At 70.9% G+C, this 21,132-nt stretch carries 20 protein-coding genes; 6 read left to right on the top strand and 14 right to left on the bottom strand.

The window, feature by feature from the left end:
- Positions 1 to 44: 44 nt before the first annotated feature.
- Both mptB and AC07FN_RS09415 read left to right on the top strand, forming a co-directional pair.
- Entirely contained in the window at positions 45 to 1,634 is a 1,590-nt protein-coding gene (mptB, locus tag AC07FN_RS09420) for a polyprenol phosphomannose-dependent alpha 1,6 mannosyltransferase MptB (RefSeq protein WP_478395203.1), read from the top strand.
- 108 nt (positions 1,635 to 1,742) lie between these two features.
- A complete protein-coding gene (locus AC07FN_RS09415) occupies positions 1,743 to 2,438 on the top strand; it encodes an aspartate/glutamate racemase family protein (RefSeq protein ID WP_478395202.1) in 696 nt (231 codons plus the stop codon).
- Positions 2,439 to 2,496: 58 nt separating this feature from the next.
- On the opposite strand, the gene AC07FN_RS09410 is transcribed toward AC07FN_RS09415, so the two are convergent.
- Positions 2,497 to 3,885: a class II 3-deoxy-7-phosphoheptulonate synthase gene (locus tag AC07FN_RS09410; RefSeq protein WP_478395201.1), complete on the bottom strand. Its 1,389-nt coding sequence runs from the start codon at positions 3,883 to 3,885 to the stop codon at positions 2,497 to 2,499.
- Between the two features lie 81 nt (positions 3,886 to 3,966).
- The gene (locus tag AC07FN_RS09405) at positions 3,967 to 4,443 is read right to left on the bottom strand and encodes a PPOX class F420-dependent oxidoreductase (RefSeq protein ID WP_478395200.1); all 477 of its coding nucleotides are present in this window, start codon (positions 4,441 to 4,443) and stop codon (positions 3,967 to 3,969) included.
- A gap of 27 nt (positions 4,444 to 4,470) precedes the next feature.
- Between AC07FN_RS09405 and AC07FN_RS09400 the strand changes: the two genes are divergently transcribed.
- Positions 4,471 to 5,118: a hypothetical protein gene (locus AC07FN_RS09400; RefSeq protein WP_478395199.1), complete on the top strand. Its 648-nt coding sequence runs from the start codon at positions 4,471 to 4,473 to the stop codon at positions 5,116 to 5,118.
- Here the strand turns inward: AC07FN_RS09400 and AC07FN_RS09395 are convergent.
- From AC07FN_RS09395 to AC07FN_RS09380, 4 genes are all read right to left on the bottom strand, one after another.
- Positions 5,115 to 6,575 (bottom strand): MFS transporter, encoded by a 1,461-nt coding sequence (locus tag AC07FN_RS09395; RefSeq protein WP_478395198.1) that lies wholly within the window; start codon positions 6,573 to 6,575, stop codon positions 5,115 to 5,117. The genes AC07FN_RS09400 and AC07FN_RS09395 overlap by 4 nt on opposite strands.
- A 294-nt stretch (positions 6,576 to 6,869) precedes the next feature.
- Positions 6,870 to 7,895 carry a 6-phosphofructokinase gene (locus AC07FN_RS09390; RefSeq protein ID WP_478395197.1) on the bottom strand — a complete coding sequence of 342 codons (1,026 nt, stop codon included), beginning with the start codon at positions 7,893 to 7,895 and terminating at the stop codon, positions 6,870 to 6,872.
- A gap of 204 nt (positions 7,896 to 8,099) precedes the next feature.
- Positions 8,100 to 8,597, bottom strand: coding sequence for a polyadenylate-specific 3'-exoribonuclease AS (locus AC07FN_RS09385; RefSeq protein ID WP_452612912.1), 498 nt, complete (start codon positions 8,595 to 8,597; stop codon positions 8,100 to 8,102).
- A gap of 45 nt (positions 8,598 to 8,642) precedes the next feature.
- Complete coding sequence (locus AC07FN_RS09380) at positions 8,643 to 9,392, bottom strand: lysophospholipid acyltransferase family protein (protein ID WP_478395196.1); 750 nt, start codon at positions 9,390 to 9,392, stop codon at positions 8,643 to 8,645.
- A gap of 198 nt (positions 9,393 to 9,590) precedes the next feature.
- Here AC07FN_RS09380 and AC07FN_RS09375 point away from each other — a divergent pair, with 198 nt between their 5' ends.
- The gene (locus AC07FN_RS09375) at positions 9,591 to 10,079 is read left to right on the top strand and encodes an alpha/beta hydrolase (RefSeq protein WP_478395195.1); all 489 of its coding nucleotides are present in this window, start codon (positions 9,591 to 9,593) and stop codon (positions 10,077 to 10,079) included.
- Complete coding sequence (locus tag AC07FN_RS09370; RefSeq protein ID WP_478395194.1) at positions 10,076 to 10,555, top strand: DUF308 domain-containing protein; 480 nt, start codon at positions 10,076 to 10,078, stop codon at positions 10,553 to 10,555. The genes AC07FN_RS09375 and AC07FN_RS09370 overlap by 4 nt, the downstream gene beginning before the upstream one ends.
- A 217-nt stretch (positions 10,556 to 10,772) precedes the next feature.
- On the opposite strand, the gene AC07FN_RS09365 is transcribed toward AC07FN_RS09370, so the two are convergent.
- From AC07FN_RS09365 to AC07FN_RS09345, 5 genes are all read right to left on the bottom strand, one after another.
- The gene (locus AC07FN_RS09365) at positions 10,773 to 11,708 is read right to left on the bottom strand and encodes an ROK family protein (protein ID WP_478395193.1); all 936 of its coding nucleotides are present in this window, start codon (positions 11,706 to 11,708) and stop codon (positions 10,773 to 10,775) included.
- Positions 11,702 to 12,079, bottom strand: a complete 378-nt coding sequence (locus tag AC07FN_RS09360) for a hypothetical protein (RefSeq protein WP_478395192.1) — start codon at positions 12,077 to 12,079, stop codon at positions 11,702 to 11,704. Before AC07FN_RS09360 ends, AC07FN_RS09365 begins: the two co-directional genes overlap by 7 nt.
- 5 nt (positions 12,080 to 12,084) lie before the next feature.
- The gene (locus AC07FN_RS09355) at positions 12,085 to 13,302 is read right to left on the bottom strand and encodes an ArsA family ATPase (protein WP_478395191.1); all 1,218 of its coding nucleotides are present in this window, start codon (positions 13,300 to 13,302) and stop codon (positions 12,085 to 12,087) included.
- An 11-nt stretch (positions 13,303 to 13,313) separates the two neighbouring features.
- A complete protein-coding gene (locus tag AC07FN_RS09350; RefSeq protein ID WP_358570351.1) occupies positions 13,314 to 13,757 on the bottom strand; it encodes an SRPBCC family protein in 444 nt (147 codons plus the stop codon).
- A gap of 64 nt (positions 13,758 to 13,821) precedes the next feature.
- On the bottom strand, positions 13,822 to 14,610 hold the full coding sequence (locus tag AC07FN_RS09345) for a metallophosphoesterase family protein (RefSeq protein ID WP_478395332.1): 789 nt from the start codon (positions 14,608 to 14,610) through the stop codon (positions 13,822 to 13,824).
- 245 nt (positions 14,611 to 14,855) lie between these two features.
- Here AC07FN_RS09345 and AC07FN_RS09340 point away from each other — a divergent pair, with 245 nt between their 5' ends.
- The gene (locus tag AC07FN_RS09340) at positions 14,856 to 16,664 is read left to right on the top strand and encodes an AMP-dependent synthetase/ligase (RefSeq protein ID WP_478395190.1); all 1,809 of its coding nucleotides are present in this window, start codon (positions 14,856 to 14,858) and stop codon (positions 16,662 to 16,664) included.
- 237 nt (positions 16,665 to 16,901) lie between these two features.
- Here the strand turns inward: AC07FN_RS09340 and AC07FN_RS09335 are convergent, their stop codons facing one another.
- From AC07FN_RS09335 to AC07FN_RS09325, 3 genes are all read right to left on the bottom strand, one after another.
- The gene (locus AC07FN_RS09335; protein WP_478395189.1) at positions 16,902 to 18,176 is read right to left on the bottom strand and encodes a basic secretory protein-like protein; all 1,275 of its coding nucleotides are present in this window, start codon (positions 18,174 to 18,176) and stop codon (positions 16,902 to 16,904) included.
- A 95-nt stretch (positions 18,177 to 18,271) separates the two neighbouring features.
- Positions 18,272 to 19,243, bottom strand: coding sequence for a C40 family peptidase (locus tag AC07FN_RS09330; protein ID WP_478395188.1), 972 nt, complete (start codon positions 19,241 to 19,243; stop codon positions 18,272 to 18,274).
- Between the two features lie 450 nt (positions 19,244 to 19,693).
- A complete protein-coding gene (locus AC07FN_RS09325; protein ID WP_478395187.1) occupies positions 19,694 to 21,010 on the bottom strand; it encodes an NYN domain-containing protein in 1,317 nt (438 codons plus the stop codon).
- Between the last annotated feature and the right edge of the window lie 122 nt (positions 21,011 to 21,132).

Below are 21,132 nucleotides of genomic sequence, written 5' to 3'. Positions count from 1 at the left end.
TCACAGCGGCTCGCGCGGCCGGTTGTGGAACTATTGGGAGCACAATGCCCCCGAGTGTTTCGATCGAGTCGGCTCCCGACTGGTCCGAACGGACCACCAACACCACAGCCGGCCAGCCCAGTCTCGGCGGACGCCGGCCTCGGCGCCCGCTGCCCCTGCGCACCATCGCACTGGGCGCGATCGGGTCCGTGCTGCTGCTGATCGGATCCTTCGGAGCCGCCGGCACGCTCGTCCACGATCCCGTCCTCGGCTCCGGGCCGCTTTCGGTGCTGCGCTACGGGCACGGGCGCGACGTCGCGGTCACGGTCGTCTACGTCGGCTTCGCGCTGCTGGTGTGGGCGTGGGTGCGGCTCGGCCGCGGGGTGATCGCGAACCTGGTGACCTCCCGCGGCGTGCTGTGGGCGACCGCCGCCTGGCTCGGCCCGATGCTCATCGCGCCGCCGCTGTTCACCCGCGACGTCTACAGCTACCTGGGCCAGGGCCTGCTCGCGCTCAACGGCCTCGACCCCTACGGCGTCGGCCCGTCCGCGCTGACCGGGCCGATCCCGGAGAACGTGCACCCCACCTGGCAGACCACGCCCGCGCCGTACGGCCCGCTGTTCATGGGCGTGGCCAAGGGCGTGATCCTGCTGGCCGGCCACGACGTCATCGCCAGCGTCATCGTGATGCGGCTGGTGCTGCTGGGCGGCCTGGCGCTGCTGATCTGCGCCCTCCCCGGCCTGGTCCGGCACCTCGGCGGCCGGCTGCCGGTCGCGCTCTGGCTGGTCGCGGCCAGCCCGATGACGGTGGTGCACCTCGTCGGCGGCCCGCACAACGACATGCTCATGATCGGGCTGCTGGCGGTCGGCACCCTGCTGATGCTCGAAGGCAAGAACGTCACCGGGATCGCGCTGGTGTCGGCGGCGATGGCGATCAAGGCGACCGCCGGGCTCGCGCTGCCGTTCCTGGTGTGGATCTGGGCATCCCGCCTGGAAGGGCCGCTGTGGCGGCGGTTCGTCCGCGCCGTCTTCCCGGCCGTGGGCGTGTTCGTGGTGGTCTTCGGGGCCTGCACGGCGCTCGCCAAGGTCGGGTTCGGGTGGCTTTCCGCGCTGTCGGCGCCCGGCATGATCGTCAACTACCTCTCCGCGCCGACCGCCGTCGGACAAGCGGTGCACAGCCTGGTGCAGGTGTTCGGCGAGACCAACATCTGGCCGTTCGTGGGCACCACGCGCACGCTCGGCTCGGTGCTGCTGGTGGCGATCCTGGCCTGGAACTGGTGGCAGGCGCGGGACGGCGGGCCCGAGGCGGTGCGCCGCGCGGCGATCGTGCTGTGCTTCGGCGCGTTTCTGTCGCCGGTCCTGCTGCCGTGGTACACGACGTGGGGCTTGGCGCTGGGTGCGGGCTTCGCCTGGACGCCGCGCGCGCTGTCCTACGTGGTCGGTGCCTCGATCGCGCTGGTCTTGGCCTACTACCCCGACGGCGAGCAGGCGATGTACAACTGGCCGTTCGTCGCGGTCGGCATCGGCGCCGCGGCGCTCGGCGCACTGTCCCTGGTCCGCTTCGACCCGCTGGGCCTGAGCAGCACCTTCGGCAAGTTCTCGCGCACGGTCACGACCGCCCACCTGCCGCGCGAAGTGCACGAATCACGGCCCTGACCGTTCGTCCCGCGGCAGTGCACGACCTCCTGGGCAACACCCGGCTCACCGGCACCGGCTGTCACAGGCGAGGCTGTCTGGCACGACGCCGTTCGACGAGGAGGACGCATGCGCACGATCGGGATGCTCGGTGGGATGAGCTGGGAATCCTCCGCCGAGTACTACAGGCTGCTGAACGAGGAGAGCCGCGCTCGACTCGGCGGCTACAACACCGTGCCTAGCGTGCTGTACAGCGTGGACTTCGCCGAGATCGTGGCCATGCAGGAGGCCGGGGACTGGGCAGCGGCGGGCCGGCGTCTGGCAGACGCCGCGCGCCAGGTGCGCCGCGCCGGGGCGGATCTGGTTCTGCTCTGCACCAACACGATGCACCAGGTCGCCGAGGAGATCGAGGCGGCGATCGACGTGCCGTTCGTGCACATCGTCGACGCCACCGGCGCGCGGATCGCGGCCGCCGGCCTCACCCGGGTCGGCCTGCTGGGCACCCGCTACACGATGGAACTCGACTTCTACCGGGCCCGGATGCGCGACCGGCACGGCATCGACGTGATCGTCCCGGAGGAACCCGACCGCACCGTGGTGCACGACGTGATCTACCGGGAGCTGACCCGCAACCGCGTCGAGGACGCCTCCCGCGAGCAGTACGTGCGGATCGTGCGGGGCTTGGCGGAGCGTGGTGCCGAGGCCGTGATCCTCGGCTGCACCGAGATCACGCTGCTGCTCGGCCCGGACGACAGCCCGCTGCCGCTGTTCGACTCCACCCGCCTGCACGTCGGGCACGCCCTGGACATCGCGCTCGCCGAGTGACAGAAGGAGGGCCCGGAACCGCTTGGGTTCCGGGCCCTCCCGAATGCTTCCCGCTGGTTCAGCCGCGCAGCATCTCCGCGACCAGGAACGCCAGCTCCAGCGACTGCTGGGTGTTCAGGCGCGGGTCGCAGGCCGTCTCGTAGCGGCCCGCCAGGTCCGCGTCGGAGATCTCCTGGGCGCCGCCGACGCACTCCGTGACGTCCTCACCGGTCAGCTCGATGTGGATGCCACCCGGGTGGGTGCCGAGCCGGTGGTGCACCTCGAAGAAGCCCTGCACCTCGTCCACGATCCGGTCGAAGTGCCGGGTCTTGTAGCCGGTGCTCGCCTCGTGGGTGTTGCCGTGCATGGGGTCGCACTGCCAGATCACCTGGTGCCCGGAGGCGGTGACCTTCTCCACGATGGGCGGCAGCACGTCGCGCACCTTGCCGTTGCCCATCCGGCTGATCAGGGTGAGCCGGCCGGGCTCGTTGTTCGGGTCCAGCCGCTCGACGTACTCCACGGCCTGCTCGGGCGTGGTGCCCGGGCCGATCTTGAGGCCGATCGGGTTGGAGATCAGCTCGGCGAACGCAATGTGCGCGCCGTCCAGCTGGCGGGTCCGCTCCCCCACCCACAGGAAGTGCCCGGACAGGTCGAACAGCCGCGGCCGGTCGCTGGTGGTGTCCAGCCGGAGCATGGCGCGCTCGTAGTCCAGCACCAGCGCCTCGTGGCTGGCGAAGAACTGCACCGAGTGCAGGCTGGAGTCGTCCACGCCGCAGGCCGCCATGAAGCGCAGGCCGCGGTCGATCTCGGCGGCGACGGACTCGTAGCGCTCGCCGGCCGGCGAGTTGAGCACGAAGTCCTTGTTCCAGTCGTGCACCTTGGTCAGCGCGGCCATCCCGGCGCTGGTCAGCGCGCGGGACAGGTTCATCGCGGCGCTGGCGTTGGCGTAGGCGCGGATCAGCCGCGACGGGTCGTGGCGGCGCGCGTCCTCGGTGGCGACCAGCGAGTTGATCATGTCGCCGCGGTAGGACGGCAGGCCCAGCGCGTCGGTGTTACTGGAACGCGGCTTGGCGTACTGACCGGCGATCCGGCCGACCTTGACCACCGGCATGCTCGCGCCGTAGGTCAGCACCACCGCCATCTGCAGCAGCGTGCGGATGTTGCCGCGGATGTGCGGCTCGGTGTTGTCCGCAAAGGTCTCCGCGCAGTCGCCGCCCTGCAGCAGAAACGCCTCGCCGCGGGCGACCGCCGCGAGGTGCCGGCGCAGCTCGTCCACCTCGGAGGGCACGGTCACCGGCGGGACGCTCTCCAGCACCTTCCGGACGCTGCCGGCCTGGTCCGGGTTCGGCCACTGCGGCTGCTGCGCGGCAGGGCGGGCCAGCGCGTCGTCCAGGCGGGCGCGCATCTCCGGCGGCAACGGCGGCAGCTCGGGCAGGTCATCTACGGGGACGTCGACGGTCCAGTTCACGTTCCCAGAATAGGGGCTGCGCGCTACACCTTTAACGCCGGGAGAGCCGTCCCACATCGCGGAAGCCCTGCGGGCTTCGATTCAGTAGCCGCCGCCGAGCTTGCGGTGGTCCCAGGTGATCGTCCGGGTGGGGGTGAAACGCAGCCCGACCCGCTTCGCGGCTTTGGCGCGCAGGACGGCCCGGGCTTCCTCGCTCGCCACCAGCTCGCCCGGAGCCGCCGTGCCGTAGCGCTCCGCCAAGCCCAGCCCGATGCGCTCGACGTCCTCCGGCCCGTCCAGGAGCTGCACGTCGCACTCCAGCGAGACGCCGCGCAGCTCGCCGTACTCCGTGCCGGTCTCCAGCAACAGCGTGGCCCGCGGATCGCGACGCAGGTTCAGCGTCTTCTGCGACCGGCCGTAGGACCACACCTCGATCACCGGGCCGTCGTGCACGAACCACATCGGCACCAGGTGCGGTCGCCCGTCGGCCTTCAGCGTCGCCAGCACCACGACCCGGCGCTGGGCGATGAAGTCGACGATCTCGTCCTCGGACATGGTGATCTGACCGCGACGCGACATTGCAGCGCTCCGTTTCCCGCTGGGCCGGTGGTGTGCCGATCTTGTTCCGGAACACCCCACCGCGTCAACGAAGGCCGACCGTCGAAGATCATCCGATCCGGCCTCAGGGTCGTCCTCTCGATCATCGGGGTCGTCGCGGGCGCGGTGCTGATCACCGTGGTCGCCACCCGATCGCTGGTGGCGGTGCCCGATCAGCCGAGCGGCCAGGCGACCGATCTGCCGCCCCAGAGCAGCCCGACGGCGGCCGACCCGACCACACCGCGGCCGCCGACCACCACCTCGGCGTCGCCGACCAGCTCCGCTACCGTCGATCCTGCGGTCAGCCGCGAGACCGGTGACAAGCCAATCGTGCTGACCGACGGCTACGCCGTGGATCTGGACTCCAGCGAGCCGATCTGGGTCGCCAAGCGGACAGAAGATATTTCCGGGTACGACGTGAGTTACAGCGCTGGCTACCTCTTCGCACGCGAGGACATCGCGGTAGCCACCGCTCAGGCGACCTTCGAGGACTGCATGCGGGCCGGCTACGTCAGCTCGGTCAGCAGTAGCAGTCTGGCCACCGGCGCCGCGTTCTGCGTGAAGACGACCAGCGGCACCTACGGGCGGATCGTCGTGCGCGAAGCGGAGGATTCGCAGCTGACGCTGGACGTCGTCGTCTGGAAAACGCCGAGTTAGCTCACCGCGGCCTTCTCCCGTTGCCACTCGGCCTCGACCGCGTCGGCGTCGTAGCCCACCGGCTCCCAGCGCTTGGCCAGCAGCGCCACCAGGCCCATCAGCGGGGCGAGCGCGATCACCCAGAACACGCCGCTGCCCAGCGCCGCGCTGAGCACCGGGAAGAAGAACAGCGCCAGCGTGGAGCCGACCCGCAGGGTGCCCTGGTTGAAGCCGATCCCGGTGCCGCGCATCGTCGTCGGGTAGCTCAAGGACGCGAAGCTCATGAAGTGCGCGCCCGGCCCGGAGGCCTGCGCGAACATGAACGCGCCCAGCGCGAAGATCGCGAACAGCACGTACGCGGTCGCCGACGGCTTGCCGATCAGCGCCAGCACCACCATCGACGCCAGCTGCACGCCGAACCCGATGAACGTCATCTTCCAGGCACCCGCCGTGTTGGCCAGCCGGATGCCGAGCAGACCACCGGTGACCGCGAAGACCAGGTTGAGCACCAGCGAGGCGGTGATCGTGTTCAGCGCGCCCTGGGCGAGGATGCTCGCGATGATGATCGGCAGCCCGTAGGCGACCGCGTTGTAGCCGAAGGTTTGGGCGAGGCCGATGGCCAGCGCCTGGAACGTCCGGGCGCGGTAGCGGCGCTGGAACAGCTGCGCGAAGTCCCGCAGCCCGCGACGCTCGGCCTGGGGCTTCACCACTTCCGCGTCCGGCGCCACCACTGCGTTGACGCCGTAGGACTTGCGGAGGATCTTCGCGGCCCGCTCCAGGTCACCCTGGTCGGCCGCCCAGGACGGCGACTCGTTCATGTACTTGTTGCGCACCAGCAGGATCACCAGCGCGGGCACCGCGCCGAAGCCGACGGTGAACCGCCACAGCAGGCCGTGGTGCTCGTCGGGCAGCACGAAGTACAGCGCCATGATCACCAGGTAGCAACCGCTGGTGGCCACGTACCAGGCGGGCGACCACGCCGCGGTGCGGGAACCCTTGCTCCCCTTGCCCTTCAGCCGGGAGAACTCGGCCAGGAAGGCCATCGCGACCGGGATGTCCATGCCGACGCCGAAGCCCATCAGGAACCGGAAGAAAATCAGGACCTCCATGTTCGGCGCGAGCGCGCAGCCGAGCGCGGAGACCACGAAGAACAGCATGTCGGCCATGAACACGCGGTAGCGGCCGAGCCGGTCCACCAGCAGGCCGCCGAGCCACGCGCCGAAGATCGCGCCGACGCTGATGGAGGCGGTGACGGCGCCGGCCCCGGCCGGGGAGAGCCCGAACTGCTGCTTGATGTCGGTGATGCCGTAGGCCAGCGAAGTGAGGTCGTAGGCGTCCAGGAAGATCCCGCCGAGGGCCAGCAGCACGATCATCTTCGCGTGGCTGCCCCGCGCCGCACCCGAGTTGACCAGTTCGGTGACGTCCCGAGCCGAGCGGATGAGCACGGGCTCCCGCTCGGCGACCGGCTGCGTGGACACGGCTGCACCCCTCCGAAGTTCTTGGATCGTGCCCGCAGGCGCGAGCGAGGGGTTAGCCTAACCGGTGGAACGAATACGTCCACATGCTGGAACGCCGCCAGCGATCGACCGGTCGATGCGCACGCCTTAGCGCCAGATGTCGGCGAGATCCCGGTACGCCGGAACCAGGGCGTCCACAGTGGATCAGACGAGTGCCGATCCGGTCGGCTTCCGGCGAGCGCAGCCGGAGGAAGAACCGGCCACCTCATGGACGAAGGGGCGTCGCCACCTTGGACGACACCCCTTCTCCGGGCTTCAGCCGAAGAGGACTTCGGCTTCTGCGTAGCGCTCCAGGGGCACCGTCTTCAGCGATGCCGTCGCTTCGCTCAGGGGCACCCGGACGATGTCCGTGCCGCGCAGCGCCACCATCTTGCCGTAGTCGCCTTCCGTGATCGCGTCGATCGCGTGCAGGCCGAAGCGGGTTGCCAGCACCCGGTCGTAGGCCGTCGGCGTGCCTCCGCGCTGCACGTGGCCGAGGACGACCGCGCGCGACTCCTTGCCCGTCCGCGCCGCGATCTCCTCCGCCAGCCAGGTGCCGACACCGCCCAGCCGGACGTGGCCGAAGGCGTCCTTCTCGCCGGTCAGCAGCAGTTCCTTGCCGCCCTCCGGGACCGCCCCCTCGGCTACCACGATGATCGGCGCGTACTGGCGCTCGAAGCGCTGCTCCACCCAGGCGCAGACCTTCTCGACGCTGAACGGCTGCTCCGGCACGAGGATGACGTTCGCGCCGCCCGCCAGCCCGGAGTGCAGCGCGATCCACCCCGCGTGCCGGCCCATCACCTCGACCACCAGCGCCCGGTGGTGCGACTCCGCCGTGGTGCGCAGCCGGTCGATGGCCTCCGTGGCGATGTGCACCGCCGTGTCGAAGCCGAACGTGTAATCGGTGGCGTCGAGGTCGTTGTCGATCGTCTTGGGCACGCCGACAACCGGCACGCCGTCGTGGGTGAGCTGCTCGGCGACGCCGAGGGTGTCCTCGCCGCCGATCGCGATCAGCGCGTCCACCCGGTTCTCCTCCAGGGTCGCCTTGAGCCGGGCGATCCCGTCGTCGACCTTGTACGGGTTGGTGCGCGACGAGCCCAGGATGGTGCCGCCCCGGTTGAGGATCTCCTCCACCTTGTCGAGGGTCAGCGGCATGGTCAGGCCCTCCACCGGGCCCAGCCACCCGCTGCGGAATCCCAGGATCTCGTGCTGGTGCACCGAAATCCCCTTGCGGGTCACCGCGCGGAGCACCGCGTTGAGCCCGGGGCAGTCGCCGCCACCGGTGAGCACTCCGACACGCATTCCAGCCGGCATCGCTTTTCGCCGCCTCCTCGAATTCAGCCCAGAAAGGACGTGATCTGCATCTCCCCCTGACCACAGCGTGTCACGAACTGGATCGTTGCAGCAAGTATCCGGGAAGTTACCGGTCGCGGCGGCGGAGCTGGGAACGTGCGAGGTCCGGAGCGGGTCACCCGGCGATTTCGCGCGAAATCGCCACGCGAGTCATCAGGCGAAGCCGCGCTTGCGGCGGACCTCCTCCATCACCTTCCAGCGTTCGAGGTTGTGCTTGGCGTCGGCCAGGGCGTCGTGCGCGTTGTCCGGCGCGGCGGGCAGCTTCGGCTTGCCGAGGTCCTCCCAGCGCTGCCGCAGGTCGCGGGTGAACTTCGGGATCCGCGACGGCAGCATCGGCATCGCGCCCCACAGCTGCGCCAGCGCGACGTGGTCGTAGGCGGCGTACCAGGCCCACAGCTCGACGTTCCCGTTGCGGGCGGTCAGGAAGGAGTACAGGTCCTCGCGGATCCGGGCGCGGGAGCGCCAGCACGGATCGGCGGGCGGCGGCAATTGCGGCAGCACGTGCTGCCGCACCCAGGCACCGGCCCGAGACGCGTCGAACTCGGTGGACACCGCGTAGAACTCGCGGCCGGATTCGTCGACCATCCCGATCGACACCAGCTCGATGGTGTGTCCGTCCTCAATGAACTCGCAGTCGTAGAAGTACCGCACCGGGCAAGGGTAGGTGCCCGCCGTTCCAGCAGCGTATGCGGGCCGTCAGCCGGCCTTGGACTCCGGGAGCCGCTCGGCGGGCTTCGGCTCCTTCCAGCCCGCGACGTGCTTGCCCTGCGCGGCGAGGTCGTCCTTCACCTTGGCGGCGTAGACGTCGACGTATTCCTGGCCGGAGAGCTCCATCAGGGCGTACATGATCTCGTCGGTGATGGACCGCTCCACGAACCGGTCTCCCGCCATGCCCTCGTAGCGGGAGAAGTCCAGCGGCGGCCCGACCTTCACCACGACCTTGTGCGGGTACCACATCTTCGACCCGATGGGGTTGACCCGGTCGGTGCCGAACATCGCGATCGGGATCACCGGCGCCTTCGACTCCAGCGCCATCCGAGCGACCCCGGTCTTGCCCTTGTACAGCCGGCCGTCCGGCGACCGGGTGCCCTCCGGGTAGACGCCCAGCAGCTTGCCCTCGCGCAGCAGGCGTACGCCGGTGTCCAGCGCGGCCTGCGCGGCGGCGCCGCTGGAGCGGTCGATCGGCACCTGCCCGACGCCGGAGAAGAAGTACTTCTTGAACTTGCCCTTGATGCCCTTGCCCGTGAAGTACTCGCGCTTGGCCAGGAACGTCACCCGGCGCGGCATCATCAGCGGCATGAAGAACGAGTCGGCGACCGCCAGGTGGTTGCTGACCAGGATCGCGCCGCCGGTGGTCGGCACGTGCTCGACGCCTTCGACCTTTGGACGGCAGAACAGCTTCATCAAGGGCCCGAGCAGGAAGTGCTTCATCACCCAGTACAACACCGCGCTGCCGCCTCCTTGCCCCGCCGACTTCCCTGCTCAGCCTACGGAGCCGCGACATCGGGCACAATGCGGCCTCGAAGTGGCGATCTCGCGCTCTCCCTGGAGCGATCACGACGGCACCGCCAATCCGCCCCACATGTCGGCCGCGCATGCGACGATGAAGAGGTACTGGCTCGCCGATGCTGTTGGGAGGCCGCGGTGCCCGTGCTCCCCGGTGCCGAACCGTTCACGCACAACGGATCGGAGGACATCGGCGTGCTGCTCTGCCACGGGTTCACCAGCACCCCGCAGAGCATGCGCGCCTGGGGCGAGCACCTGGCGGCGGAGGGGTTCACGGTCCGCTGCCCACTGCTTCCCGGCCACGGCGCCGGCGGGTTCGAGCTCGCCTACCAGCGGTTGCCGCTGCGCGCGATGGCCAGCCTGCAGGAGTTCTGGGGCGTCGTGCGCGCCGACCTCGACCGGGTGCGCCAGCCGCTGCTGCTGTTCCGGTCGGCCATCGACCACATCGTCGAGCCGGTGAACTCCGCGCTCGTGCTGGACGGGGTAGCCAGCGGCGATCTCGCGGAGGTCGTGCTGGCCGACAGCTTCCATGTGGCGACGCTGGACCACGACGCGCCCGCGATCTTCAGCGGCAGTGTCGAATTCCTGCAACGCATCCACAGCGAACGGGCCGAGGAAGTCGTATGAACACGCGCCGCGACAACCCCGACGGGCCGGAGGACATCGACGCCGCATTCGCCGAGATCGTCGCCGATCTGGAGCGGGACTCGACGTTCGCGAGGTGGCCCGAGGACGCCCCCGGGGACGCCACCGACGCCGCGGGCACCGCGAGCGCGGTCGCCGACGTCGCCGAGGTCGAGCCGAAGGCCGCGCGCGACGCGGGGCCGCGGGACTGGGCGCCGGGGCCCGAAGAGGAGGAAGAGCACTTCGTCCCGCCGGAGCCGCCGCCGCTGCCCACGCCGCGACCGACGACGCTGCTCGGGATCGCGGTGATCGCGGTCGGGGTGCTGGTCCTGCTGGTGCCCGGCCTCGCCGGGATGTCGAGTTCGCTCTCGATGCCGCTGGGCCTGGTGCTGATCAGCGCGGGCATCGGCTGGCTCCTGCTGAGGCTGCGGCAGGGCCCGCCGCCGAACACCGGCAACGACGACGGCGCCCAGGTCTGAGGCGTCCGCAGTTTCAATGAGGTTTTTCCAACCTCGTTCTGCGTGGCGGTGCAGGTAGCGGAACCTCAGAGGCTCCCTGGACTGTGGGTGCTTCTCCTGATGTATGCCCAATGGAAACTGCGGACCTCCGGCGTGTCGGGGCCCGACACACCGGAGCCTGTGGACAACTTCCGCAATTTCAATGGAAATCGGACCTTCGATTTCCATTGAAATTGCGTCAGGTCAGGTGCGGGGCTTCGGTCAGGACGTGTTCCCGGGCCAGGGCCGCCGAGCCGATCAGGGCCGCCGAATCCCCGTAGTGGGCCACCGCGATCCGCGCCAGCGGGCGGTGGCCGGCTCCCGTGACCGCCTGGGCGTAGTGCTCTCGGGCGGCGTCGAGGAACAGGTGCGCCGAGTCGGAGACCCCGCCCGCGATCACCACGACCTCCGGGTCGTAGACGTCCGCGACGAGCGCCAGGCCTTCGCCGAGCCAGCGGGCCAAGTCCGCGACCGCGCGGAGGGCCAGCGGGTCGCCCGCTTCCGCCGCGTGCGCGACGTCGACGCCGGTCGGCTCGACCAGCACCGGCTCCCCCGCCTCCCGGCGGAGCTCCAGCGCCGTGGCCGCCAGTGCGGTGCCGCTGCAGTACCGCTCCCAGCAGCCTCGTTTGCCGCAGGAGCACTGCCTGCCGTCCGGGACGACCCGCAGGTGCCCCAGTTCCGGGGCGACGCCGTAGGCCCCGCGGAACACCTCGCCGCCGATCACCAGCGCGCCGCCGATTCCGGTGCCGATGGCCACCAGCGCGGCCACCCGCGCGCCGACGGCCGCGCCGAAGCGCTGTTCCGCCACGGCCGCGGCGTTCGCGTCGTGCTCCAGGACGACCGGCAGCCCGAGCCGTTCGGCGAGCTCGTCGGCGACCGCGACGTGCCGCCAGGCCAGGTGCGGCGCGAAGCGCACCACCCTGCGGTCCTCGCTGACGAAGCCGGCGACGGCCAGACCGACCCCGGCGACCGGGTACCGGTCGGCGAGCGCGCGAACCGTGTCCGCGATCGCCGCGTTCAGCTCGGGTCCGGTGGCCGGCGTCGGCACGCGGTGGGTTTCCAGGATCTCGCCGTGCTGGTCCACCACGCCGGCCCGCACGCTGGTCCCGCCGACGTCCACTCCGATGGTCAGCACCTCGACGCGGCCTCGCCGTCCGCCAGCACCGGGCCGGCGACCCGCCGCACCGCGATCCGCTGCACCTTCGACGGCGCCGGAACGTCCTCTTCGGACTCCTCGGGCGCTTCGGCCGGGCGCTGATCGGACAGCATCTGCCGCAGCGACTGGATGATCCCGAGGAGCTGGTCGTTGAGCTCCGGGCGGCGACCGCGCAGCAGCGCCACCGCCGCGCACAGCGGGCACCAGCCGCAGCTCGTTCCGCTGCCGGGCTCGCCGTCCTGGTCGCAGCTGCTCAGGTAGTCCTCCGCCTTGCCCGCGATCACGTCGAGCAGCTGCCGGAGCTCGTCGAGGAGCTGGTCGTGCCGGGATTCGTCGCGCATCTCGTCCACCGGTCTCACCGCATCCACAACTCTGGGTCGGGCCGGAACCGCACCGTCAGCCCGTCGTCGCCGGCGACCGCCGAGGTCACGGCGCACCGCTGGAGCACCGCGGGCAGGGCGATCAGCCTCCGGCGGCCGTCGACGGTGATCGCCAGCTCGTCACCGATCCGCGCCAGGTCCAGCTCCGCCGCCGGGTGCAGCGGCAGCGCGATCCGCAGCGAGTATTCCGCGTCCAGCGCGCGTCCACCGCCGGTGACCTGCATGGACGGCTGGTTCGGCGGGTTCTCCAGCGGATCGGCGTCGGCGTAGAGCTCGTCGCCGAGCGCCAGCAGTTCCTCCGCGCCGACCGGTTCGGCGGCGCGGTGCTCGACCACGCGCAGCGGCAGATCCGTCGCCGCCCGCAACGTGTCGAGCACCTTCTCCTGCTCGTGGCGGCGGGTGCGCAACCAGCCCGCCGCGGCGCCGCGCGCCGATCCGGGGTGCGGCACCACTCGGTTGGCCACCAGGCCGTCCACCCGGATCTGCTGGAGCGCCAGGGCGGTCAGCGTCCGGCGGGTTTCGGCGGCCACCACCGTCTCCGGAGTGAGCACCAGCCGGACGCTGGTCCCGGCGTCGCCGAGCATGTCCTTGAGGGCCGCGAGCCGCTCCGCGAGCCGCCCGAGCCCATCGGCGACGGAGTCCCAGCGCTCCACCTGCTCGCTACCGGCGATGCCGGCGAGCAAGCCGCGCACGGCCCGGCGGTGCGCCGGGAACAGCCGCTCCAGGTAACCGGCGAGCGATTCGGGCAGCGCGAGCAGGCGCAGCGTTTCGGCGGTCGGCCCGCAGTCGACGATCACGGTGTCCCACGGCCCGCTCACCGCCAGCCGGTGCACCTCGGACAGCGCGAGCAGGTCCTCCACACCGGGCAGCACCGTGAGCTCTTCCGCGTCGACCTCGTCGACACCGGCTCCCTGCAGCATCGTCCGCAGGTGTTCGCGCAGCTCGCGCCAGGCGCCGTCGACCAGCCCGCGGGTCTGCACCTCGGCAGCGTGCAGCACCGCTCGCGAACCGTCCAGCCGCACCTCGCGCGGCAACGCGGCGAGTTCGACGTCGAGCGCATCGCCCAGCGAGTGCGCCGGGTCGGTGGAGACGACGAGCACCTTGCCGCCGTGCCCGGCGACGCGGGCCGCGGTGGCGGCGGCGAGGGTGGTCTTGCCCACCCCGCCTTTTCCGGTGAACAGCAGGATTCGCAACGGATGCTTGCTTACTTCGTGCCTTCGACGCGGCGCTTGAGCTCCTTCAGCGCCGTATCCATGATCATCTTCTCGGCCTTGCGCTTGAACAGGCCGATCATCGGGATCGCCAGGTCCACCGCCAGGCTGTAGGTCACCTCGGTGCGGTCGCCGGACAGCGGGTTGAGCCGGTAGCTGCCGCGCTGTGCCTTCTGCACCTGGCCCTCGACGAGGTTCCAGCTCACCGACAGCCCGTCGCCCGCCCAGTCGTAGACGTTGACGTAGGTGTCCTTGACCACTCCGGCGTCCAGCACGAAGCGCACCCGCTCCGCGTCACCGCCCGAGGTCTGCGAGAGCACCTCGGTCTCCTTCACCGCTTCCGCCCACTCCGGGTAGGCGCCGAAATCCGCGATGGCTGCCATGATCTGCGCGGCCGGCGCCTCGATCACGATGGACTGGGTGGACTGATCGACCATGCGCCGCAGGTTACCGGGTGCGGGCAGCGGTAGCGGCGTGGAGGAGCAGGGTTTTTGCTCACCTTCACCAGCGGAGCACGTAGGGCCGCCCGGTGCGCTGGAAATGCCCGACGTTGACGCACTCGGTGCGCCCGATCCGCATGCGCCGCGCCAGCGGCTGGTGCACGTGCCCGAACAGCGACCACCGCGGCCGGTCTGCGGCGATCCGCCGGACCAGCGCGGCCGAGCCGCTCTCCGGCCGCCGCGCCACCACGTCGTAGGTCAGCTCCGGCACGGCGGGCGGCAGGTGGGTGCACAGCACGTCCACTTCGGGCAGCGCTGCGACGGCCGCGTCGTACTCGTCCTCGGGCCGCAGGTACGGCACCCAGGCGGCGTGGCGGCGCAGCGTCGCACCCGCAGGCAGCACGGTGCCGCCGACGAAACCGAAGGTCAGGCCGCCGATTTCGGCGCTCTCCCCGTCGAGCACCCGGATGCCGTCGCGGACGAACTCCGGCCACAGGTGCGGCGCGTCGACGTTGCCCGGGGTGGCGTAGGTGGGCGCGGTGAGCGCCGCGAACAGCTCGGCGTACTGCTCGCGCACGGCTTCCTCGACCACCGCCGCCGGATCGGTCAGCCCGGCCCACAGCGAGCGCACGTAGGCGCCGAACTCCGGGCCGCGCTGGCTGCGCCGCAGCTCGGCGAACCGGGCCACCTTCTCCGGGCCGAACACCCGCCCGAGGATGCCCTTGCCGTGGTCGTGGTAGTCGACGAAGTCGATCAGGTCACCGAGCACCACGAGCGCGTCGGCGCCGTCCCCGGCCCGCTTGAGGTCCTCGACGTTGCCGTGGACGTCCGAAACGACGTGGACGCGCAAGTCCAACTCCCCTCCGCCGACAACTCCTCCCCTCGAACCTAATCCGTTCGAGGGCCGCTTTGGGAGCACCCGATGCCCACCTGCACCGTTCGAGCGGCGCAAGCCGCCAACCGGCGGCACCATGCCGATCATCGGGGCAACTACGCTGTGTTGGCTGGAGCGGGCGCACAACGGGGACTACCGCTCAGTAACTATCGGCGTTAGGTTTGTGCCCCACTGACTGGTGTGTTTTGGGAGGTTTCGACGTGCGAGAGTTCAGCGCACCCGCCACAACGACTGTGGCCGAGGACGAGAACCTCACCGACATGGTGTGGGCCAACGCGGAGCGCTTCGGCAGCACGGTGAGCTTCCGGCGCCGGGTGGACGGCACCTGGGTCGACGTCACCGCCGCCGACTTCGCCGCGCAAGTGCTGACGGTGGCCAAGGGCCTGGTCGCCGCAGGCCTGGAGCCCGGTGACCGGGTCGGCCTGATGTCGCGGACCCGGTACGAGTGGAGCCTGCTGGACTTCGCGATCTGGACGGCCGGCTGCGTCACGGTGCCGATCTACGAGACGTCTGCGGCCGACCAGGTCGAGTGGATCCTCACCGACTCCGCGGCCAAGGCCGTGATCGTGGAGAGCGAGGCGCACCGCGCCGAGGTGGACAAGGCCGTGGGCCGGCTCTCCGAGGTCTCCCACGTCTGGCAGATCGACGGCCCGACCAGCGGCGGAGCCGCCGGAGCGGTCGACGAGCTGACCGCGCTCGGCGCGGAGGTCGAGGACCGCGACGTGCACCTGCGCCGCCGCGCGGTGCGCGCCGAGGACGTCGCGACGCTGATCTACACGTCGGGCACCACCGGCCGCCCCAAGGGCTGCGTGCTCACGCACCGCAACATGCTCGCCGAGGTGCGCGCGGACATCGAGGCCTTCCCGCAGCTGACCCGGCCCGGCAACTCGATGCTGATGTTCCTGCCGATGGCGCACGTGCTGGCCCGCGCGATCACCGTGATGTGCGTGTACGGCAGGGTCACCCTCGGCCACACCAGCGACATCAAGGACCTCGTCACCGACCTCGGCTCGTTCCGGCCGACGTTCGTGCTGGCGGTCCCGCGGGTGTTCGAGAAGGTCTACAACACCGCCAAGCAGAAGGCGCACGGCAGCGGCAAGGGCCGGATCTTCGACGTCGCCGAGGACACCGCGGTCGCGTTCAGCCGCGCCCAGGAGGAGGGCGGCCCGGGCCTGGGACTGAAGCTCAAGCACGCGCTGTTCGACAAGCTCGTGTACGGCAAGCTCCGGGCGGCCCTCGGCGGCCGCTGCATAGCGGCGGTATCCGGCGGCGCGCCGCTGGGCGAGCGGCTCGCGCACTTCTTCCGCGGCGTCGGCGTGCCGGTGCTGGAGGGCTACGGGCTCACCGAGACGACCGCCGCGGCCGCGGTGAACGTGGAGAGCGCGTTCAAGGTCGGCACCGTCGGCAAGCCGGTGGCGGGCACGTCGGTGCGCATCGCCGAGGACGGCGAGGTGCTGATCAAGGGCGACGTGGTGTTCAAGGAGTACTGGAACAACCCGACCGCCACCAAGGAGTCCCTCGAGGACGGCTGGTTCCACACCGGCGACCTCGGTTCGCTGGATGCCGAGGGCTTCCTGAAGATCACCGGCCGGAAGAAGGAGATCATCGTCACCGCGGGCGGCAAGAACGTCGCCCCGGCGATGCTGGAGGACGCGCTGCGGGCGCACCCGCTGATCAGCCAGTGCATGGTGGTCGGCGACCAGAAGCCGTTCATCGGCGCGCTGATCACCCTCGACCCGGAGTTCCTGCCGTCCTGGCTGGCGAACAACTCCCGGCCGGAGAAGACCCCGGCAACCGAGCTGATCGACGACCCGGACCTGCGCGCCGAGGTGCAGAAGGCCGTCGACGAGGCCAACAAGGCGGTGTCCCGGGCGGAGCAGATCAAGCAGTTCCGGATCCTGCCGGAGGACTTCACCGAGGCCACCGGCGAGCTGACGCCGAGCATGAAGCTCAAGCGGAACAAGGTCGCCGAGAACCACGCGGCCACCATCGAGGCGATCTACTCGTAGCAGGCTCGTTGCAGCACTGAGGGCCGCCGGTTTCCCGCGAAATCGGCGGCCCTCAGCGGCGCTGCTGGCCGCGACCGGGGTCAGCGCGTTCTTACTGACCGCTGAGCGTCACCCTGCACGCCGCCTGGGACGCGTCGCACTTCGGTCGGCGAACCGGCCGACTGGGCGCGGTCGAACCCCGATCCCGCGATGCGGATCGCCGACGACGCCTTGACCAACCTCAGCTGGCCCAGGAGATCAACCGAAGGTGTGACGGAGATCGGCTCGCCAGCCGGCCACCAGCTGGGCCCTGGTGAGGCCCGTCTCCTCGCGCAGGGCATCGTCCACTTCGGCCGGTGAGCCGGTGGCCGCCACGCGGCGGTAGAGGTCTACCAGGCGTCGTTCGCCGAGCCGGTCGGCGAGGTGGCTCACCACCGACCAGGACTGCTGGTAGGCCAGGTCCAGGCGACGCCCGGCCTGGTGGAACTCGCGGTCGTCGGGCAGCCTCGTCGGCGGCCCGGCCTCGTGGAGCCTGCGGATGAGGTCCGGGGCGATGTCCTTCGGCGCCACCCCGCTGCCGCGGTAGCCGACGTAGTCGGCGAAGCCCTCCAGCATCCACATCGGAGCGTCGGCCGCCGTGTCCGCGCGGGCCGCGACGTGGGTGATCTCGTGCCGCAGCACCACGCGCAGGGCCTGGTCGGAGAGCCGGTCGGCCGCCTTGGGGTTGAGCACCACCCGCTGGCCCTCCGCCCGGCGAGCGTCGGTGTCCACCCGGTCGGCCACCGCGACGGCCGCGATGCCGTCCACCGCGAACTCCGGCCCCACCAGCGAACGCAGCTCCTCCTGGGACGCCGGGACCAGCACGCCCACGCGCCGGGTCCAGTCCGGTCCCCAGACCGCCGTCACGTCCGCCACGGCATCGTCCAGCAGCCGGGAGACCCGCTCCACCGGTTCCGGGTCGTGGCCGATGACCATGCCGGTGGCGGTGCGCTGCACGTGGCAGAGCCCGAAGTCCCACGGGCCCCGCCAGGCGCCGGCGTCGTCCGCGAGGTACCAGGAACCGCCGCGCCGGGCGAACACGTAGCCGAGCGTCCGCTGGGTCGGCGCACCGTCCACATCGGTCAGCGCGTAGCGCAGCACCACCTGCGGGGCCCAGGTCTCGTCCGCCGCGGGCACCGGCGGCCGGTCACCGGCCGCGCCGTCGAGCTCGTAGCTCCACTCGGTCGCCGGGATCGTCGTGAGGTTGCGGAAGAGCTCGTGCTGGCGCCGCTGGAAGTCCGGCGGCGACTGAGGGTCCACTGTGGTCGCGAACGCCGCCTCGTCACCGGCCTGGACCGCGGCGGCCCGCCGCTCCAGCAGGTCCCGCACCGCCGCGTCCGGCGTCGCAGGCACGGCGAAGCCGGCGCGCACCGACGCGGTGTGCGGAAGGTCCGGCAACGGCAGCGGAATCGTGGAAACCCCGGCCAGCACGGCGCCGGCGGCGACTACCGCCAGCCACGCCCGAAACACTCCCGGTGCATGCACGGGGCGCATGGTATTCCCGATCACATCGGCGGCCCGTCCGGGTCCCCCGACATGCGTCCGGGGCCGGCACCTGGTGGCGCCGGCCCCGAATGCGGAACGTCAGCTCAGCCCGCGACGCGGCGGATCGCCGTCACCGGACCGATCTTCTTGTAGTCGGTCACCTTGACGACGTCGCCCTCGGTCGGGGCGTGCACCGCCTTGCCGTTGCCGATGTACATGGAGACGTGGCTGACCGGGCTGTAGTAGAAGATCAGGTCGCCCGGCCTGAGGTCGCTCGCCGACACGCTGCGGCCCTGGGTGACCTGGGTCTTGGTCGAGCCGCCGATCGTCACGCCGGCCTGCTTGTAGGCCCAGTACGTCAGCCCGGAGCAGTCGAAGGTCGACGGCCCCTTGGCGCCCCACACGTAGTCGGAGCCCTGCTTGCCCAGCGCGGCGTTGACCGCCTGGACGGCCGCACCGGCACCGGCGATCGAGCCGACACCGGTATCGCCGTCAGACTGCAGCGAGTCGCGATCGGCGTCGCTGAGCTGGTTGTAGCGCTGCCTGGCCTTGGCGATCTGGTCGTTCATCGCCTTGGTCTTCTGGTCCAGCTCGTCGGCGATGCGCGCGGCATCGGCCTCGGCCTGCACGGCGCGGTTGCGGGCGTCCTGCGCGGCGCGCTCGGCGGTCTCCGCCTGCTGCCGGGCCGTGGACAGCGCCTTGACCGCGTCGTTGTTGTCCTTGGCCAGCGCGTCCAGCGCGGACGCGCGGTTGAGGAAGTCTTCCGGGGTCTCGCTCACCAGCAGCGCCGACAGCTTGTTCAGCCGGGCACCCTGGTAGGACGCGTGGGTGAGCTGGTCGACCTGGCCGCGGAACCGCTCTTCCTCGGCTCGGGCCTGGTTGGCGACCTGCTCGGCCTGGCCGGCCTCCTGGTTCGCCCGATCCAGCTCCGCTCTCTTGGCGTCGTGGTCGTCTTCGGCCTTCTTCGCTTCTTCGGTGAGCTGCTCGGCCTGGTGCTGGAGCTCCTGCACCTGCTTCGCCGCGTCCGACGCGTTGTTCGGGAGTTGTGGGTCTGCGAGCGCCGGCCCGGAGGTCATGCCAACGACGGCTGCGACCGCGGTTGCGGCCAGGGCACCTCGCAAAGAGCGCTTAAGTCGGTGCGACTCCACGTCGCGCACTGCTCCTTCTGCTCGCCCGCTTACCGGTCGGCTGCCCCCTGCCCGACACGGCCCGACTCCCCGACAAGCCGGTTCAACGGTGCCCCGCGGGCCGCCCGGTCTGGGCAACTGATCGCCACGAGGTCCCGAGTAGGTTACGAAAGGTGAGCCGCAAGGTCCAGAAGTGGGTCCAAAAATTTGTGCCTTCGTGCACAAGACCTCTAACGGATGAGAGTCATGCGCTCACGGTGACGGATCATGCAGGCCGGTCACCTGGAATTGTTGTATTCGAACCCACTCGATCGAGAGACGCACGACACGCTGGTGATCGGTTATGACATCGGCCACGCGCCCGCGAATCGCCAGGCGGTCGATTGCGTCGGCAAGCTGCTAGACGCGGTTGAGCCGGGCCAGCAACATCGCGGACGAAACGGCGTAGGCGCCGCGCCGGCGGACCGAGGTGACCACGGCCCGGTCCGAGGTCGCGACCACTACCTGCCGCCCCTTCGGCTCGGCGGAAACGAGGTCCCGGATCACGTCGTCGGCCTGCACCCCGGGCTCGCTGAACAACACCCGGACCCCGCGCGGGCCGGCGGTCGGCACCGCCAGCACGTCGGCGCCGTCGAAGACGACGGTGACCTCGGCGCCGGTCCGCGCCGACAACGCGGCGAGCTGGTGCGCCAACCGATCCCGCTGATCGGACAGCGGCAGTTCCGGATACCCGGTCTTGGTCACGTTGTAGCCGTCGACGATCAGGTGCACGGCGGGCAGCGCCAGCAACCGGTCCAGCGCGGCGACGTCCGGCACCTCACCGGTCGCGCCGGAATGCGCCCTGACGCGCTGCACGACGTCCGCGGGCCGAGGCCCGCTCCCGCTCGCCCCCAGCTCGCGCCTCAGGCCGCCTACGGCGCCCTCCAGCGTCTCCAGCAGCAGCGCCAACCGCACCTCGTCGCCCTGACGGGCTTCTCGGGCGGACTGCCGCGCCACCTCGACCTCGGAGCTCGCGCGCTCCGCGCGCCGCCGCTCCTCCTGCGCTCGCGTCCGCTCGCGGTCGCGCTCCGCGCCGATCTCCTCGATCTCCGCCTCGTGCTCCGCACGGATCTTCGCCAGCTCGCCGCGCGCATGCTCCGCGGCGTCCTTGGCTTCCTTGAGCCGCACACCCTGCTCACGCAGGCGCTTGCGCAGCCGGTCCGCCTCCGAGCTGTTCTCGTTGCCTACGCGCTCGGCAGCGTTCTTGGCCTCGGCGAGCTCTCCGCGCAAGCGCTCGACGTCGGCGGTCAGCCGCTCGACCCGCGCCGTCGCGGAGTCGCGCTCGCCGCGCAACTGGCCCTGCTCCGCGCGGAACGCGATCAGTTCTACGTAGTGCGGCGCGATCGGCGAGCCGAGCAGCACGGTGGCCGCGGCGACCACGACCGGATCGGGGTCGTCCAGGGCGAGCGCCTCCGGGCGGTGGTTGCCGCACCAGTCCACGACCGCGGTGCGGAACACCCCGGAGTCGCGCAGCGCCGCGATCAGCGCCGACTGGCCGAGCTTGGCCCGCTTGGCCGGCGCGAAGCGGACCACCGGGCGGAGCTGGGCCGGCACGTCCGACGCGCGCATCTCGGCCAGCGAGCAGGCCGCCAGTTCCGCCAGCCGCAGGCGCAGCGGACCGGGCAGCCCGTCCCAGTCGACGGGCGGGCCACCGCCGGCCTGCTGTGCACTGTCCACAGCAGACTCGTCGGGCGTTGGGGCGTCGGTTGCCCCTGGCTTCGGCGGTACCACCCCCACAGGCTAATGGCCCAGGTCCCAGAACCCCGCATCCACCTGGCCTGTCGGTAGCAGGACGTAAC

This window comes from Saccharopolyspora sp. NPDC045941, from assembly GCF_056431445.1.
Note: the sequence above shows the minus strand (reverse complement) of the source record. Positions and strands in the feature narration are given on the sequence as shown.

Bases quoted from the DNA above. Each gene is read 5' to 3' on its own strand.
- AC07FN_RS09330 (WP_478395188.1), bottom strand. From the start codon at position 19,243: ATGACCTCCGGGCCGGCGCTCGCAGACCCACAACTCCCGAACAACGCG.
- AC07FN_RS09335 (WP_478395189.1), bottom strand. From the start codon at position 18,176: ATGCGCCCCGTGCATGCACCGGGAGTGTTTCGGGCGTGGCTGGCGGTA.
- AC07FN_RS09415 (WP_478395202.1), top strand. From the start codon at position 1,743: ATGCGCACGATCGGGATGCTCGGTGGGATGAGCTGGGAATCCTCCGCC.
- mptB (WP_478395203.1), top strand. From the start codon at position 45: ATGCCCCCGAGTGTTTCGATCGAGTCGGCTCCCGACTGGTCCGAACGG.
- AC07FN_RS09350 (WP_358570351.1), bottom strand. From the start codon at position 13,757: ATGGTCGATCAGTCCACCCAGTCCATCGTGATCGAGGCGCCGGCCGCG.
- AC07FN_RS09370 (WP_478395194.1), top strand. From the start codon at position 10,076: ATGAACACGCGCCGCGACAACCCCGACGGGCCGGAGGACATCGACGCC.
- AC07FN_RS09390 (WP_478395197.1), bottom strand. From the start codon at position 7,895: ATGCGTGTCGGAGTGCTCACCGGTGGCGGCGACTGCCCCGGGCTCAAC.
- AC07FN_RS09405 (WP_478395200.1), bottom strand. From the start codon at position 4,443: ATGTCGCGTCGCGGTCAGATCACCATGTCCGAGGACGAGATCGTCGAC.